The 18,182-nt window shown below is 32.3% G+C and carries 14 protein-coding genes; 2 read left to right on the top strand and 12 right to left on the bottom strand.

What is annotated here, in order from left to right; translation table 11 throughout:
* Positions 1-67 precede the first annotated feature (67 nt).
* A complete protein-coding gene (gene hprK, locus ABDJ34_RS07285; protein WP_154272932.1) occupies positions 68-1,027 on the bottom strand; it encodes an HPr(Ser) kinase/phosphatase in 960 nt (319 codons plus the stop codon).
* A gap of 223 nt (positions 1,028-1,250) precedes the next feature.
* Here hprK and ABDJ34_RS07280 point away from each other — a divergent pair, with 223 nt between their 5' ends.
* Together ABDJ34_RS07280 and ABDJ34_RS07275 are read left to right on the top strand one after the other, a co-directional pair.
* On the top strand, positions 1,251-2,960 hold the full coding sequence (locus ABDJ34_RS07280; protein WP_412701881.1) for a cell wall-binding repeat-containing protein: 1,710 nt from the start codon (positions 1,251-1,253) through the stop codon (positions 2,958-2,960).
* A 455-nt stretch (positions 2,961-3,415) separates the two neighbouring features.
* Entirely contained in the window at positions 3,416-5,062 is a 1,647-nt protein-coding gene (locus tag ABDJ34_RS07275; protein WP_412701880.1) for a cell wall-binding repeat-containing protein, read from the top strand.
* 44 nt (positions 5,063-5,106) lie between these two features.
* Here the strand turns inward: ABDJ34_RS07275 and ABDJ34_RS07270 are convergent, their stop codons facing one another.
* The 11 genes from ABDJ34_RS07270 to ABDJ34_RS07220 all read right to left on the bottom strand — a co-directional run bounded on the left by ABDJ34_RS07270 (position 5,107) and on the right by ABDJ34_RS07220 (position 18,026).
* The gene (locus tag ABDJ34_RS07270) at positions 5,107-6,063 is read right to left on the bottom strand and encodes a hypothetical protein (RefSeq protein WP_412701879.1); all 957 of its coding nucleotides are present in this window, start codon (positions 6,061-6,063) and stop codon (positions 5,107-5,109) included.
* Positions 6,064-6,142: 79 nt separating this feature from the next.
* Complete coding sequence (locus ABDJ34_RS07265; protein ID WP_412701878.1) at positions 6,143-7,477, bottom strand: PH domain-containing protein; 1,335 nt, start codon at positions 7,475-7,477, stop codon at positions 6,143-6,145.
* On the bottom strand, positions 7,474-7,824 hold the full coding sequence (locus ABDJ34_RS07260; RefSeq protein WP_094206842.1) for a GntR family transcriptional regulator: 351 nt from the start codon (positions 7,822-7,824) through the stop codon (positions 7,474-7,476). Before ABDJ34_RS07260 ends, ABDJ34_RS07265 begins: the two co-directional genes overlap by 4 nt.
* Positions 7,825-8,131: 307 nt before the next feature.
* Complete coding sequence (locus ABDJ34_RS07255) at positions 8,132-8,542, bottom strand: DUF5301 domain-containing protein (RefSeq protein WP_412701877.1); 411 nt, start codon at positions 8,540-8,542, stop codon at positions 8,132-8,134.
* A 2-nt stretch (positions 8,543-8,544) separates the two neighbouring features.
* The gene (gene thiE, locus ABDJ34_RS07250; RefSeq protein ID WP_412701876.1) at positions 8,545-9,189 is read right to left on the bottom strand and encodes a thiamine phosphate synthase; all 645 of its coding nucleotides are present in this window, start codon (positions 9,187-9,189) and stop codon (positions 8,545-8,547) included.
* Positions 9,167-9,973, bottom strand: a complete 807-nt coding sequence (gene thiM, locus ABDJ34_RS07245) for a hydroxyethylthiazole kinase (protein WP_412701875.1) — start codon at positions 9,971-9,973, stop codon at positions 9,167-9,169. The genes thiE and thiM overlap by 23 nt, the downstream gene beginning before the upstream one ends.
* Positions 9,966-10,475, bottom strand: coding sequence for an energy coupling factor transporter S component ThiW (thiW, locus tag ABDJ34_RS07240; RefSeq protein WP_094203323.1), 510 nt, complete (start codon positions 10,473-10,475; stop codon positions 9,966-9,968). Before thiW ends, thiM begins: the two co-directional genes overlap by 8 nt.
* A gap of 72 nt (positions 10,476-10,547) precedes the next feature.
* Positions 10,548-12,374, bottom strand: coding sequence for an excinuclease ABC subunit UvrC (gene uvrC, locus ABDJ34_RS07235; RefSeq protein ID WP_412701874.1), 1,827 nt, complete (start codon positions 12,372-12,374; stop codon positions 10,548-10,550).
* A gap of 2 nt (positions 12,375-12,376) precedes the next feature.
* Complete coding sequence (locus tag ABDJ34_RS07230; protein WP_412701873.1) at positions 12,377-14,146, bottom strand: aminopeptidase P family protein; 1,770 nt, start codon at positions 14,144-14,146, stop codon at positions 12,377-12,379.
* Positions 14,147-14,501: 355 nt separating this feature from the next.
* Complete coding sequence (ychF, locus tag ABDJ34_RS07225) at positions 14,502-15,599, bottom strand: redox-regulated ATPase YchF (protein WP_412701872.1); 1,098 nt, start codon at positions 15,597-15,599, stop codon at positions 14,502-14,504.
* A gap of 96 nt (positions 15,600-15,695) precedes the next feature.
* Entirely contained in the window at positions 15,696-18,026 is a 2,331-nt protein-coding gene (locus ABDJ34_RS07220; RefSeq protein WP_412701871.1) for a cell wall-binding repeat-containing protein, read from the bottom strand.
* Positions 18,027-18,182 lie beyond the last annotated feature (156 nt).

Genomic DNA, 18,182 nt, shown 5'->3' with positions numbered 1-18,182 from the left:
TTATTATAACTCAATAAAATCCTCATTGCAAGAATAACAAACTTCATCAAAAAATTTTATTGTGAAATTAATTTTTGTTATTTTTTAACTGCTTTCTGTGTTCTTCAGTATCTTTTTTCATATTTGCAATTAACTTATTATTTAACTCTTGTGCCGCATTATAACCCAAAAGTTTTTGTCTTTGATTTCTAACTGCAACCTCAACAATCATTGCAATATTTCTACCTGGTTTTACAGGAACTTCAAGATATGGAAGCTCAACTCCTAAAATTTCTGTAGTGTGATCGTCAAGTCCAATTCTGTCGTATTCTTTATCGTCTTGCCATTTTTCTAGCTTTATAACCAAATCGATAAATGTAGTTAATCTTACAGAACCTGTACCGTATAACCTTTGAATATCTAAAATTCCAAGACCCCTAACTTCCAAATAGTGTCTGATGTTAAGGGGAGCTTGTGCCAATAACCCCTTTTCGATTTTTCTTATTTCAACCACATCATCTGCAACAAGTCTGTGTCCTCTAGTAACCAAGTCCAAAGCCGTTTCGCTTTTTCCTACAGAACTATCTCCCATCAACAAAACACCCATACCAAATACATCTAATAAAGATGCGTGTATCGTATCTTCTTCACTCAAAAAATATTCTAATACTTCATCCAATGCTGAGATAAGTCTGGTAGTTGTTCTGTCAGAAATTAATAGAGTTTTATCGTATTCTTCAGCTAATTTTCTAACTTCATCAGGAATTTGAGCATAATGAGAAAACACAATACAAGGAATATCATATTCCATCATTGCTCTTACTCTTTCTTTTCTAAGCTCCATATCCATCGCCATATAATACGCAAGTTCAGCCTTACCGAACAACTGAATTCTTCTATATGGAAATTCTTCCAAGAAACCAGATAATTGTAAACCTGGTCTGTTTATTTCAGAATTTGTAATCTCAATTGTTTCGTAATCAGAACTTGTCCTTACAACGTGCAAATCTAATTTTTTAACGACCGCACTTAATTTTACTGTTTTCATAAGTTCCCTCCTTATTATATTTTATTATCTAATCTGTATATAAGCAAACAATCTTCGATAATAAATGACGAAATCACAACTTAATTGTTACGTTTTTGTAATATTTAACGTTTTTTTAACCTAATTTGTTACAAAAAAGTTACAACAAGTTACAAATGTGTTACAATATATTATATTAAATTTGCAGATTAAAAAACTTTTAATCGTAAAATTAGGAGGAAAAATGAACAATATCAAAAAACCATTGTTAGTGATGGGATTAATGTTTACCTTTTCTACTTTAAATGCAACTTCTTCATTTGCTGATGTTGACAATACAAAGCTTGTAGAAGAAGTAAAACATGACGCTTTAAATTACACTACAAATTTGCAAAATACAATTAAAGATCAAGAAAATGTGAAAACAGAGGATTCCATCAAATCCAATGATACACAACAAACTGAAAAAGTTAATACCGAAAATACTGAAAAAGAAGATAAAAAAGAAACTACAAAAGAAGATTTAGAAGAAAATGTCGAAGATACAAAAGAGCTTTCGAAAAAACCAGCTGAAGTAAAAGCAATGAAAAGAGCTGATGTTAAAAAAATTACTTCAACTAGTAAATTTGAAACAGCTACTAATATAAGAGATAAATATTTCTCAAAATCAAACACAGTTATCTTGACAAACAGTTCTACATTTGTAGATTCATTGTCTGCTGTGTCATTATCTAGAGGTAACACTCCAATATTATTTACTAATCAATCTTCATTAGATAGCACAACTTTGGCAAACTTGAAAAAGAATAAACCTAAAAAAGTTTACATTTTAGGTGGAGAAAAATCTGTTAGTAATGCAGTAGTTAATCAACTTAAAAATTTGGGAATAGTTGTTGAGAGAATTGCAGGCCATGACAGATATGAAGTTAATGCAAAAGTTGCAACAAAAACACATAATCCAAATAAAAAACAAAAAACAAATATACTTATAACTTCAGGCGAAAATCATAGTGATGCTATATCATCTGCTGTTTTGGCACAAAACAAAAAAGCTCCTATACTTTTCGTTAGAAAAAATGAAGTTCCTACATCTATAAAAGGTTATTTGTTATCTTTAAAGAGAAACAATGCTATTGGAAGTATAACAATAGTCGGCGGTAAATTATCAGTATCTCAACAAGTAGAATCTTACTTAAAATCTTTTAGTAATAATGTAAGTAGGATTGCTGGTCGTGACAGATACACTACTAACGTAAAAGTTGCAAAACAAGTTAACCCTAACGCAAAAAGAGTAATCGTAGCTGAAGGTAATGGTTACAACGATGCATTATTAATGTCACCTGTTGCTACAAAATTAAATGCTTCTTTAATATTGACAAAACCTAACGATGTAACAAGAACAAAAGATTATTCTTCAAACGACAAAAGCGCTACTATGGAATCATTCTTTAAAAACAACTCTAACATAGACCAAGTTATAGTTTGTCAAGGAAATAATTCAATACATGATTTCGTATCATCATCAATCGCTGATTTATTAGCTGGTAAGAGCCTTAAAACAGCACCTAAAGCAGATGCATTATACAAAAAAGAAAAAGCAGAACTAAGAAAAGAAAATACTAAAAAACCTCAAAAACCTGTAAATTCTTTGCAAGCTCAACTTGCAAAAGCAAAAAAAGTATTTACCGTAAGAGCTACAGCTTACACTTCTGACCCACGTGAAAATGGCGGATGGAATGTAACAGCTATCGGAACTAAAATTAGACGTGGCGTTATAGCAGTAGACCCAAGAGTTATTCCTTTGAGAACAAGAGTATATGTAGAAGGATACGGATTTGCTACAGCAGAAGACACTGGTGGAGCTATTAAAGGAAATAAAATTGATGTAGTTATGGATACTAAAGCTCAATCTCGTAACTGGGGAGTTAGAAACGTCAAAATCTACATCTTATAATATAAACTACTAAGCACTGATTAAAATCAGTGCTTTTTTAATGTAATTTTTTACAATGATTCTGAGAAATAATGTCAGTTTTCAGTCGTTACCAAACAAATTTTAAGCGATTTTTCATAAAAACCAGCAATTGTTACATTTTTTTAATAATTAAGTTTTTGAGTGGTGCATTTCATGTTTTTTTCTAAAAGTTACAAATTGGTTACAAACTATTCCCTATTTTATGGGAAGTGTGATTTTCAAGTAATTCACAAATTTTTCAATTTGTAAATAGTTTTGAGCAAATTTTACATAAAATCTAGCACATTGTGCAAATTAAACGAATAAATGTCAAATTTGTTTGAAAGTTATGAAAAATTCTTGTAAACTATTAGAGTAATTTGAATAAGTTACAAATTGGTTACAGAAATAATGAGCAATTAAAATTAGCTCATTGAAGTATATTAGGAGGATACATGAATAATTTTAAGAAGCCACTTCTTGTAATGACTTTGGCTGTATCATTATCTTTGGGAGCAAATGTTTCATTTGCAGATAATGAAAATAACAAGTCAGAAACAAATGTTAAAGCTATATTAGATAATTCAAGTAAAACTGAAACAACAACTAAGATACAAGTAAAGCTAGATGAAAATAACAAAGTAATATCTAATAAAAATCAAAATAATACAGAAAAAAAAGAAGCTGAAGTCAAATCACAAAAAAGTGCAAAAACAGAAAGAATAGACGCAAAAAACAGATTTGAAACAGCTAAGAAAATCAAAGAAAAAGAATTCAAAAATGCAGACACTGCTGTAGTTGTGAATTCAAACGAATTTTCGGATTCAATCAGTGCAACAAACATTTCAAATGGTAAATCACCTATTCTTTACACTGATTCCAACAAGCTAGACAACTTGACAAAAGAAGCTTTGAAAGGTGTCAGAAAAGTCTACATAACTGGTGGTGAAAAAACTATTAGTTCAAAAGTAGTTGACGAATTAAATGGTATGGGAATTGAAGTCATCAGAGTTAAAGGCAAAGACAGATACGAAGTTAATGCAAAATCAGCTACTACATCTCACCCAGTTTCTAACAAGAAACAAAACGTAGTTATCGCATCTGGTGAAAACTTTGCAGATTCTATTTCTTCAACTTCTTTAGCTAAGAAAAAGAACGCTCCAGTTCTTTTAGTTAAAAAGAATGAAGTGCCAAAATCAATCAAAGAATACTTAAATTCTTTCAGCAAAAAAGGTCTTTTGGGAGACATCACTATAGTAGGTGGAGAAAATTCAGTTTCAAAAGCTGTTGAAAATGAACTTTCCAAACTTTCAAAAGTTACTAGAATTGCAGGATCTGACAGATACCAAACATCTGTAAAAGTTGCAAAACAAGTAGGCATAAATTCTGAAAGAACAATCGTAGCTAGTGGAGAAAAATTTGTAGATGTACTTGCTGCATCTCCTGTAGCTCAAAAATACAATGCACCAATAGTTTTGGTTAAGAAGATGGACGTTCCAAGAAACGAAGATTACAAAACACAAGAACAAAAATCAAACTCTGTGGAATCTTTCTTCAGACAAAACAAATCAAACATCATGTACACAATGGTATTTGGCGGCAAAAACACTATCGATAATTTCGTAGTAAATGGAATTAAAGATTTGTTAGCTGGTAAGTCACTACAAGCAAAACCAAAAGTAGATGCATTAGTAAATGTACCTAAAAAACAACCTCAAAAAGAAACTAGTAAATTAGACAAAATCGTAAGTCTTGCTTACAAACAATTAGGTAAGCCTTATGTTTGGGGAACTCGTGGCCCTAGATCATTTGACTGTTCTGGACTTACTTCTTATCTTTATAGACAAGCTTATGGAATTTCAATAAGCTCAAGTTCAAGAGCACAAGCTTCTTATGGACACAAAGTTTCCAAATCAAACTTGAAAAAAGGCGATTTGATGTTCTTTGCAACAGGTGGTGGCGGAATAAGTCACGTTGGAATCTACGTTGGTAACAACAAATTAATCCACGCTTCTACACCATCAACAGGAGTTATCTTATCAGATATCAACTCCAGCTATTACCAAAGAACATTCGTTACAGCAAGAAGATTATTAGGTTAAATTCAAAAGCAATGATTCCGATGAATCATTGCTTTTTTGATTGTCTATTTGAATTTTATAGTGTCATCATTGAACACTCCAATTGAGTTTTTAATTTTCAAACTGTACACGCTATCACCTACTGGAACAATCATTGTATCATCTTTTGCATCTTCAAAAAATACGAGCTTATCTTTTTCTAGATTATAAGCAATCTTATTATCCAACCAAGTCATATATTTTTTAGACACTTTAAATCTTTTCAATACATTTTCATAACCTTTTATCGTAGATTCCATTATCAGCTTATCATTCTTATACAACCTTGAATTTCCAGTTTTAAAATCGTACAAAGAATAGAAGACATCCTTATTATTCATCACAACATCAATAGGATACTCATCTTCTTTCAAATCTCTACTGAAGATTTCCTTATCGTCCATATCCTTGACAGTTAATTTGTCCTTCTCATAATGCATATACATTATAGACTTATCGTTTTTGATTAATTTTCCAATTTTGCCAGTAGATTCAAATGCGTCATTATTATTCCTGAAAATCTCACATTCAAAAAATTTAATTGGAGAATCAGAACGCAAAACCATAGCATACACATTTTTATCCGATAACTTAGCATCACTAATATGCTCTGTTGATGTGAGATTTTTCATTCCATCATCACTTTTAATCATCAACTTAGAAGCAAAAGATTCATCTGATTTGTAAAGTAAATAATCTTTATTATCGACATCGTGTATTCCATATCCATCATCTAGTTGTGCCAATTCGTCCTTGGAATCGTCGTAAACAAAGTTCTTGCCATCTTTTAACACGACAATTTTATCTCCATACAATTTCTGAATAAACTCAGAGTTCTTTAACTTATCTGTGTATTTGTTGTGAGAATCCATTTTTTTGATTCTATCAACTTTTACGCTGGATTCCACGCCTTTGTACACTTCTTTTTTCCCACACGACACAAAAATCATCATACATAATGCAACCATCAAAAATTTCTTCATAAATTCCCTCCCATATTAATAAAATGTTTCTACTAATATTTATTAATTAATATATACCCAGAATTTACAAAAAAAACAATTAGCGTAAATTTTTATAAAACTTTTCGGTTTCTTTTACAGTTGGGAAATTAAACACAAGGTTTTTATTATCCTTAGTCTTTATCCAAATAGCCCTTGGATTATCGTTGTGAATGTACACATCACAGTTTCCAATTCCTTTTATTGAAAACTTTCCATAAGAATAGCGTTTTAGTGATGTTCCATTTAATCTAACGCCATCTGTTTTGTTGATATCTTCGATTAATTCAACTTTTTCGATTGATTTTTTGTCGATTACAGTAGTATAAACAGATTCAGTGATTGTGAGAGTGCTTGGCGTGTTATCTACAGTATACGTTTTTGGTAAACTCATATTTATCATCATAAATTCAATTGAAATCAATAAAACTGCAGTCAATGCGTAGAGTATTTTGCCTGATAATTTTGCCCTATTAAATGTCATATTACCATTTCTTACGCTTACATCTTCAACCATAAGCCTGTCATCTTTCGGATTATAATAACCCCACGGATCAAAGAAGTCCCCATTGTACAAGTCGCTATTAATCGCAGTTAAGTTTTTTGCTATGGTTTGATATTTAAAAAGAGCCAATATTATCGCTAATGTATACAAAACAATGTATGAAAAAATCGGGAAAATTCTGTAAATATCTTTTGATGAATAGTAAGCTACGACAAATCCTAAAACTATAAACATTATATATATCGCATACATCGTTTGTTGTACTTTTATGATGCTTTCTTCATTCAACTTTAAGTTTTCATCAGAATTAGTCGAATAAACTTTGGTGTTTTTCCTTCCCAAAAACCATCCCGTTAATATTGTACTCACACTCATTGCGACTAGCAACAAAATTATGACGAAGAACATCTCGCTGTTTTTGAAAAAAGCTACCAACAATACGATTTGAACTACCAGCGGAATTATCCAGGCTTTTAGTTTGATTTTCTTTTTTTCAATATCTCTTGAAGTCTTCAAATCATACGTCAAAATACTACTCTCAGTCGATATATTATTGTCCTTTTTGTATTGTCGTATTTCTTTCATTGCGTTGTATTCGATAATATTTGCACTCACAAGATACACGACTATTAAATTGTAATATACAAGCATTATCCAATCATAATCAAGTAACACAAGAAAAGATAAAACAATGCTCACCGCAAATAAAATATTCAATTTTTTCTTAGTTTTTCCCAGCAAATCGACGATGAACTCATCATCTTCATGACCTTTTGGAAAATTTGTATACAACATAAAAGTATCGTTTATTTTCAATGTATATATGTTCATTCTTCGCATGATGAACAAAATAAACACCAAACTAAAAAATAAAATAAATTTCCAAATCATTTTATAATTTCCTCCACTATATTTTTAATATCCTTTTGTGATTTGCCGCGAATTTTCGCTTCCATTAACAGTAGTTTCAATTCATCTTCAAATGAATTTCGTGAATAACCTTCGTCCACGCAAATCTTCGCCCCAACTCTTCTATCTATTACAATTATTTTTTCGTCCTTCAAAATATTGTAAGCTTTGCTAATCGTCATAGGATTAATTCCCAAATCATTTGCAAATTGTCTAACAGAAGGAAGTTCGTCGCCATTTTGTAAGTTGCCATTGGCAATTTCTCTAATAATCTCGTTTCGAATTTGAGTGTAAATCGGAACATCACTCGTCGTATTTATGTTAATCATTCTGTCCTCCTTGTATTAGTTATTATAATACAGATTAGACACAGATGCAATATTTTTTCAAAGAAAAAAGAGCGCATCGAAATGCACTCTAAATTATTACTCGTATTTAATAGTAAACCAATCATACTAAGAATATCATACGGAAAAAATTGATTTGATTTTAAATCGAGAAATCCGTTAAAAATTGCACTGTTTGAGTGAAACGAGTTTGCAATTTTAGGAATTTGAAATTTAGAAATCAACAATTTTTGAAGTCTAGATATTCGTGTATGATGGTTTATCTACACAATAAATTTCTTCTATAAAACTACATTGCACCGATTAATTTGTTAAACGTATCCTTGTCGATTTCCCACACTCCTTCGTATGGTTTTTCGATATAGAATTTTTTGTTTTGGTACAAATACAACGTCATTTTTTCGTCTTTTCCGTAGAATATTTCCATTTTTCTGAAATCTTTAGTGTTAGCTGGTGTGTCGTTGTTTGATTGTTTTCTAGTTGGTTTTGCTTTTTCTTTTATCAATTTAATTGTGTCTACGATATCTTTTTTCGAAGTGATGGATGCTGTTGGTCCTTCCTTGTTTTCTTCGATTTTTGTAACTGTGATTACTTGTGAATCATCTGTATTTGGAAGTGTGATTGGATTTGCTTTTTTGCAAGATACCATAACCAACATCAACACCATAACTAACAATACTAATTTAAATTTGTTTTTCATAATTACCTCAATTCTAAAACTTGTTTTGATTTTTCTAATAATCTGTGCGCTTTTTCTTGTGGATTGTCGTCATTCATCAACGCTCTTACAACTGCTATCCCACTTGCACCACTGTTTTTTAATACATCTATGTTATCCTCATTTAAACCGCCAATAGCGACAGTTTTTATGTTTATGCTATTGTTGATATCTCTTAGAGTTTCAACCGATGTTATCTTCGTTTTAACATGGGTTTTTGTAGGATAAATCGCCCCAACTCCAAGATAATCTGCGCCTTCTTTTTCACATTGTATAGCTCTGGCAACACTTTTAGCCGTTGCACCAATAATGTAATTATCTCCAAGAATTCTTCTTGCATCTTTTATTTCCATGTCTTCATCTCCAAGATGAACTCCTGCACACTCGCTTGCCAAGCAAACGTCAATTCTGTCGTCAATTAAAAGCGGCACATCGAACTTGTCACAAATTACCTTCACTTTTTTCGCCAAGTCTATGTATTCTCTTGTAGAGATATTTTTCTCCCTTAGTTGTACCAATGTTACTCCACCTTTAAGAGAATCTTCAATTTTTATTAAAAAATCTTCCTCATCTTTAACATTTGTCCTATCAGTAACCAAGTACAAGCTAAGATTCAACTTTTCTCGCATTTATATTCTCCTTTATTTGTTCCCATTTTATTTTGGATAAATTATCGTACAAACCGATTTTGAAAGAACTAAGTCCAACACTTTTATCCACCATTTCACAGCTAATATTCATCATAGTAACTCCTAGAACACATGCTTCTATCGATTGGGATACGCTAAGTGTACACGCTATTAAACTTCCCACAACACAACCTGTCGCAGTGATTTTTGAAAGCCTTTCATCGCCATTATTAAGCAGATAAATCTCATCTGAACACACAATATCCGTATGCCCTGTTGCCACAACGATTGAATGGTACTTTTCGTGCAAATTATTACAATAATTAATCACATCGTCTACTTCAAGCTTTCTAGAATCCACACCTTTTGTACTTAAATCTTTACTAAACAGCGATTTTATCTCGCTGTAATTTCCTTTTATGCAAGTTATTGTGTATTTTTGCAAGATTTTTAGTGTGAAATCAAGCCTTAATTTTGACGCACTCACTCCAACCAAATCCAATGTAATTGGAATGTTGTTTTCATTTGCAATTCGTAGGGATTTTTTGATTGATTCCATTCTATAATCCGTGATGTTTCCTAAATTTACCAACAGAGAATCAGAATTTTTCGTAACATCTTCGACTTCTCGTGGATTATCTGCCATAAACGGACTTTGGTTAACACTCAGAACTGCGTTTGCCATATCATTGATTGAAATCGCATTCGTAAGGCAATGAATCAGATTATTACTGTTGTACAAATCAGAGTAAATCTCTGACATTTTTTGTATTAAATTATCCATTGATACTTTCCTTTAATTTATCTAGCATTTTATTTTTTTGCATAGCCTTTAAAAATGCGAATGCTACAGTCGCTCCCATTAAAGTCGCAAGTACAAATGATGGCGTGTAGAAAAACAAAGTCAAATTGCTTTTTCCGAAGAAAAACTTCATAACAGGAACGCTTACAATTGATCCTATTATTCCAGTTCCAATAACTTCTCCAATACAAGCCATAATCAATTTGTTCGTTCTCTTATACAAAACTCCCGACAAAAACGCCCCAAACACAGCTCCAGTCAGCGCTAACGGTGGAATTGCCATTAATGACATTCTGATTATCCCAATCAACGTAGCACACAAAAGTGCATACCATGGTCCCAAAAATACCGCACAAACTATATTAACAAAATGTTGTGTCGGACAAAATCCAACCACTCTCAAAATTGGAGATATCACAACTCCTATTGCGACAAATATTGAAAGCATTATCATTTTAATTAAAGTAGAATTTTTTCTTGTCATAAACCATCCATCCTTCACTACCTTATATATTACCATCAATCAATATTTCTTTACAATAAAAAATATAGCAAATTATTGCTTAAAATAATTCACTATATTTTCTGCTGCTTTTTCATTCATTCCATCAACTTTGCAAAGCTCTTCTATACTGGCTTTTTTTATTCTGTCAAGAGTTTTAAAATGTTTCATCAAAGCTTTTTTTCTTTTTTCTCCGATTAAGGCTATATTGTCTAATTCAGATTTCTTGAAGTTTTTTTCGTGAAGTTTTCTGTGATAATTGATTGCAAATCTGTGTGTTTCTTCTTGAATCGCAAACAACAACCTGTACAAAGGAGTGTTCACTTTCAACCTGATTTCGTCGTTTTCGTAAATTATTCCACGCGTCCTATGCTTATCGTCTTTTACAAGACCCAAAATCGGGATATCCAAGTTGAATTCGTTCAACACTTCTTTTGCGATGTTGACTTGACCTTTGCCACCATCCATCAAAATTATAGAAGGCATTTCATCAAAGCTGTTGTCTCTTTTATCAGAATCCAAAAGTCTTCTGAATCTTCTCGTCAATACTTCCCTGTGCGATGCATAATCATCGGCACCTTCTACAGTTTTTATTTTAAATTTACGATAATCTTTGGAAGATTTAGCCCCGTTTTTGAACACAATCATACTTCCCACAGAATCCACGCCACTTGTGTTGGAAATATCGTAGCATTCAATTCTATCAATTGGTTTAACCCCTGTAATGTCTTGCAAATCTAAGATTGCATTCTCACGATTACGTTCTCTTTTCAAATGTCTGGAAATGTATTTGTCCAGTCCTTCTTTTGCGTTTATTCGAACCATTTCCAAGAGATCAGTCTTGTTACCTCTTTTAGGAATTTTAATTTCGACCTTGGAACCTTTTTTCTCAGTTAGCATTTCTTCGATAAGCTCTCTGTCTTCGATTTCAATATCGGTTAGGATTTGTTTCGGAACGTAAGTCAAATCAATGTAGAATTGTTTGAAAAATTCTCCTACAATGTGTTCGTTTGATTCTTCGTATTTATTGTCGATAATGAAATGTTGTCTTTCAATAATTTTGCCATTTCTCATGAAAAATACTTGAACGCATACAGTCTCCGCTTCTCTAGCCATGGATATCATATCCAAGTCCAATCCTTTTGTGTTGGTGATGTTTTGTTTTTCCAAAATCACTTGAATATTTGCAATAGAATCTCTGAGTTTAGCTGCCAATTCAAAGTTCAAATTCTTGGATGCAGCCATCATTTTATCGGTCAATTTCTTAGTCAAGTCATCTTCACGACCATTCAAGAAATTTTCCACTTCTAACAATTCTTTGTTGTAATATTCTTCGTTAACATCATAAACGCACATTCCGTCACAACGATTGATATAATAATTCAAACAAGGTCTCTTAAGCTTTTGACCCTTATCAAAATTCAAATTACACGTTCTGATTTTGTACGTTTCATGAATTAAATCTATAATATCATTAACTGCATAAGCATTAGGAAAAGGCCCAAAATACTTCGCCTTATCCTTCAAAACACGTCTAGTTTTCAAGACTCTTGGAAACTTTTCGTTCGTGATTTTGATGTATGGATATTGCTTATCGTCTCTTAAAACGATGTTGTATTTCGGGCTGTTTTTCTTGATTAAGTTTGATTCCAGAACCAAAGCTTCACATTCATTATTCACGATAATATATTCAAAATATTCTACGTGACTTACCATTGCAGCGACCTTTGCGAGTTTTTTTGATGAATCAAAATATTGACCCACACGTCTTCTCAAATCAATCGCCTTGCCAACGTAGATTATCTCGTCATTCTTGTCGTGCATAATGTAAACGCCTGGTTTGTGAGGTACTTTTTGCAGTTCTTTTTTTATATCAAACATTTCTATATTGCTTTTGTTTGTTGTTCAAGATATTCTAAGTCAGATCCTTCCAAGTATGGTGATAATTTTTCGTAGCATTCTTTATTGTAATTGTTCAACCATTCTAATTCGAAAGGAAGTAATTTTTCTTTGATAACAGGTCTCGTGTCAATTGGACAAATAGACAATGATTCAAATCCCAAGAATTCTCCAAATTCAGATTCTCCAACTTTGATGCAGTGCATAATATTTTCGATTCTAATTCCGTGTGAACCTTCAATATAAATTCCTGGTTCGTCACTAGTAACCATTCCTTCGTCCATGTCGATATCATTATTTACGGACGAAATTCTTTGTGGTCCTTCGTGAACACCAAGGTAGAATCCCACACCATGACCTGTGCCGTGTCTGAAATCCAACATTTCTTGCCAAATAGGTCTTCTTGCAATTGGATCTAAGCTCGATGATTTTGTTCCTTTAGGGAAGATTGTAGTCATCAAATTGATGTGTGATTTTAATGTTAAAGTATAGTGTAGTTTTTCATCATCAGTCAATTCACCAAGAGCAACCGTACGAGTAATATCAGTAGTTCCATCCAAATATTGCGCACCACTATCAACCAAGTACAATCCCTTCGGTTGTAAAGTGACTGGATGATCAACTGATGGTTCGTAATGAGGAAGTGCCGCATTTTCTCCATATGCAGATATAGTACCGAAACTTAAATCCATGAACAAATCGCCTTGTTCTCTGAAATATCTCAACTTATCTGCTGCACTCATTTCAGTAACATTTCCAGTTGGAGTACCTGTTTCTACCCAATTGAAAAACTTAACCAACGCAACGCCGTCTTTGATGTAAGCATTCTTTTGATTTTTAATTTCTGTTTCATTCTTGTGAGCTTTCATCAAAGTTGTAGGTTGAATTCCTTTTGAAATTCTAATATTTGAATTAATTGAATTGTAAATTCTAACATTTGTCTTAGATGGATCCAAGAATAAAACACTTTTTCCTGGAAGTTCACTCAAATCTTCGAAGACTTTTTCGTAAGCTTTTACAGTAACACCTTGTTCTTTTAATAATTCAATCAAATCATCGTCGATTTTTTCATCATCAATGTACAAATTAGCAAAATCTTTTCCAACCAATGCATAACTTATGATAACAGGATTGTACAAAACATCGTTACCTCTAATATTGTAAAGGTAGCAAATATCATCCAAAGAACCTATAAAGTTATAATCACAATCGTTGGAATCCATAAAATATCTCAACTCTTTTAATTTTGTCTTAGTATCCTTGCCGCAGTATTTCACATCAAATGCATAAGCTTTTGAGTTTGGTTTTTCAGGACGATCTTCCCAAATATCTCCAACAAAATCCACATCTGTGATTATCATTCTGTCGCCTAATTTTTCTAACCATTGATAATAATCGTTATAGTCCAAAGTAAGACCATCAACTCCGATTTTTCCACATTCGCCGACATTTTCATTCAAATATTCAATTAAAGTTGGAACCCCAGGTTCACCCATCTTCATCAATTCTACAGTAGACCCTTTAAGTTCCTTTGCAGCTTGAATAAAATATCGTCCGTCAGTAAACAAAGCCGCTTTTTTCTTCAAAATTACAGCAGTTCCTGCACTACCACTAAATCCAGTAATATATTTTCTAGTTTTATAATAATCTGCTAAATATTCAGATGTATGAGGATCGCTCGATAATACAACATACGCATCGATATTTCTTTCGCTCATTTTTTTTCTTAGCTTTTCTAATCTTTCTGTAATCATAAATTACCTCCTCGTAGTTATAATAATTATATCACAAAAAATAACGATGTTTATTTTCACGCTAACAAAAAAACTAGGTAAATTAATACCTAGTTTGTAAATTATTCTAATAAAAAAATCAAAACCAATTAGCACAAATATCTGTCTCCAAAAACAAACAAATTCAAAGCTTATGAAGCTAAAATCTCAAACTCGGGCTACGCACTCAAACAATGAGATTTTTTAACGCTTCATTTCGCTAGAATTTGTAATTATTTTTTACGAATGATATTCTTAGCTAATACGGTTTTGATTTATATTCTAATATATTACCAATCCCTTTAACTGGTTTTTGATACTTATATGTGTTTTTATTTTAAACGTTAAATCTAAAATGAACTACATCTCCATCTTGCATCAAGTAGTCTTTGCCTTCCAATCTCATAAGTCCTTTTTCTCTGACTGCAGGCATAGATTTTAATTCGATCAAATCATCGTAATTTACGATTTCTGCTCTGATGAATCCTCTTTGAATGTCTGTGTGGATTTTACCAGCTGCTTGTACTGCAGGAGTATTTTTCTTGATAGTCCATGCACGAGTTTCATCTTCACCAGTTGTCAAGAAGCTCATAAGTCCAAGCAAATCGTAACTTTGTGTAATCAAATCATCAATTCCTGATTTTTCAAGTCCAATTGCTTCCAAAAATTCCTTCTTGTCTTCTTCGCTATCCAACGCAGAAATTTCTGATTCAATTTGCGCAGAGATTACAACTACTTTTGCATCTTCAGATTTGGCAAAATCTTTTACTTTTTGAACCATTTCGTTGTTTTCGTAAGCATCTGCTACTTCGTCTTCACTTACATTGCACACGTAAATTATTGGCTTTACACTCAAAAGATTGAAGCTTCTCATAAGTTTCATTTCATCTTCGTCCAAATCCAAGATTCTGATTGATTTTCCTTCTGATAAAACGTCGTAGATTTTTTCGAGAAGATCCACTTCTTCCTTCAAATCCTTATTACCTTTCAAAGATTTTCTGGATTTTTCTAATCTTCTTTCAACCATTTCCAAATCAGACAAAATAAGTTCGTAGTTGATAGTGTCGATATCTCTAAGTGGATCCACTGAACCATCAACGTGAACTATGTTTTCGTCTTCAAAACATCTTAGAACTTCAACAATAGCATCGGATTCTCTAATGTTTTCCAAAAATTTATTTCCTAAACCTTCTCCCTTACTTGCGCCTTTTACAAGACCTGCAATGTCGTAAAATTCGATAGTTGCTGGAATAACTTTCTTGGAATTAAAAAGTTCTGCTAATTTATACACTCTTTCATCAGGAACATTTACAAGTCCGATGTTAGGATCTATCGTACAGAATGGATAATTCGCCATTTCTGCACCTGCTTTTGTTATCGCATTAAAAAGTGTGGACTTTCCTACATTTGGAAGCCCCACAATACCTAATTTCATATCATTCACTCCTTTTAACTAACTCAAATTTTACCATATACCATATTTTTTGTAAATTATACGCATTCAAAAAAGAGCTCTTTTCAGAGCTCTAATTTAAAAATTATTTAGTTTGGCATTTTTTATAATCTTTGGATAGTTTTTGTAGGAATAGTTCATATCCACTCCACCTTCTCCAGTATCTGGAACGCCTTTTATTTTTGATTTATTTGTGAATTGCCACATTCCATAATCTGGTGTGAAGCAGTTAGGACTTGTAACGTGCCAATGTGCAATCCAAATATCGTAATCTTTCAATCTTTCCTTTTCAAATTGGTTGTTAATCCAATATCCTGAGCTGTACAATCCTGTGTAGTATCCATTCTTTTCAAGAATACTCATAAAGGCAATCGCCATATCTGTTTTTGTTTTTGTTGGAATTCTTCTTTGTGAAGGATCTTCAAAATCCAAATATACTGGGTATTCAAATTGCTTGTTTTTCAATATCTTCAAGTATCTTACAGCCTCTTCCTTAGCTTCTTCGACATTTACTGCATAAGAGTACCAATACGCTCCAACATTTAATCCAGCAGCTTTTGCGTTTCTATAATTTTGTTGGAATTTTGGATCTTCTCCACTGTATCCAGAACCGGCTTTTAATATCACAAAATCCATTCCATTTTGCTTAGCTAATTTCATATTTACATTGCGGTTGAATTTTGAAAGGTCTGCTCCTTGTTGAAATACTAATCTGTATTTGTTAGGATTAAACATTCCAAAATCATCAATTTTTGCATATCCTTTAAATCCATTTATATCCAATTGCATCCATCCGTTTTTTAAAATATTTATAACTTGCATAACTGTTGAAGTGTTGATATCTCTCACAGATTTTGCAGAACTATTTGCAGCATTGTAAAGTTTTGTTGAGTGTTTTGCAACCACGAAATCGTGCAAACCTATCGCTTTATCTTCTTCGATAATATCTGATTGATCCTTTACAACTGGTGGCTTTGGTTTCGGCTTTTCTGGAGTTTTTGCCAAAACATTTTTAACAGTACCATATACGTTGTTGTCGATAGTTCTGTATCCACCAACAATATATACATCCTTGATCGACTTTTTGAAGTTATTCAAGAATGCTATGACACTTGTGTCTAGTTTACTTCTTGAACTCAATAAAATCGGTGCATTTAATTTTTGAGCCAATGGACTTATAGCCAACGCATCTGCAAAATCTTCCCCACTTGCAATGAACACTTTATCCTTTTTCATAGAATTAGCCACTTTTACAGATCCATCGTATCTGTTTCTGCCACTAATTCTACTCACATTTTTGCCGGTTACTGATTGAATATATCTAACTGTAGCCGATGATATGGATTGTCCTCCACCAACAACTGTTACTTTTCCAATACTAGATTTATTTCTAAGTAAATAATCTCTTGTTTGTCTGGACAAAGTTTTTCCAGAACTCAACAAAATCTTAGCGTTGTTGGAATAAGCATAAGAAGATGCGTAAAGTGGGTCGCTGAAGTTTTCTCCACTTGCAATAACTACGTTCTTTTTCTTGCTCATAGCTGCAACCTTTGCGCTTGTTTCGTATCTGTCTCTTCCGGCAATTCTAGTAACTTTATTTGAGTATTTCTTTAATATGTTTTCAATTCCAGAACTAATGGATTCCTTGCCACCAAGAAGATATACTTCTACAGGGTTAAGTCTTTGAATTTCATTTCTTGTAGCTGTTGGAAGTGAATCTTTTTCTGTGTATAAAATAGAATATTTTCCATCAGACAAAGTCGTTGCACTCAATGCATCAGCGTATTTTTGTGCATTAACAACAATAACCTTCTTAGCATTAGTAAATTGTTCTCTTGAAATTCGTGCAGCAGATTCGTATCTGTTTTGACCTGCAATTCTAGAAGGAATGATTTGTCCAGCAGAATTTAATGCTTTTACTTCTTCATCTTGCGCTTTTTTGTCATCAGTTTCTTCAGAAACTTGTTCTTCTAAATTTTCCTTTGATACAGATTTCTCAGTTTTAATAGGCGAATCTTCTAAGACTTCTTCTGTATCTTTTACATCTGATTTTTCAGATATAACTTCTTTTTCAGTTTCTTCTTCATCTTTTGTAGACTCTGAAGCTTCTTTTTTTTCTGACTTTTCCTTAATATCTTTATTTGAATCTGTAGATTTTAAATCTTCACGATTCAAATCATCATTTTCCTTTTTTTCATTTTGTAAGTTGTCTACGTTAGCGTATCCCAATTTAGCTTTCTTAGTCAACTTACTTTGATTATGTGTGCTAATTGATGTATATTTGGCACTAAGCTCGTTTTCTACATCTTTTTTATCGTTTTCTGTTTGAGCCATTGATCCTGTAGAAATCATTAATGACACAGACAGTGCAACAAACGATACCTTAGCAATATCTTTTAAGTTCTTCATAGATACAACCTCCTAATATACATACATAATATCATAAAAAGTTACAAAATGGTATCAATTTTGATAATTGTTGACATTCAAAACGAATTAATAAAATTTCTTAACAATTTAATACGATTTAAACAAAAAAATCCCCTGAGTATAATTTACCCAGAG

The organism is Finegoldia dalianensis, from assembly GCF_046255015.1.
GTDB lineage: Bacteria > Bacillota > Clostridia > Tissierellales > Peptoniphilaceae > Finegoldia > Finegoldia magna.
The sequence above is the reverse complement of the archived record's forward strand: the minus strand, read 5'-3'. Positions and strand labels throughout refer to the sequence as shown.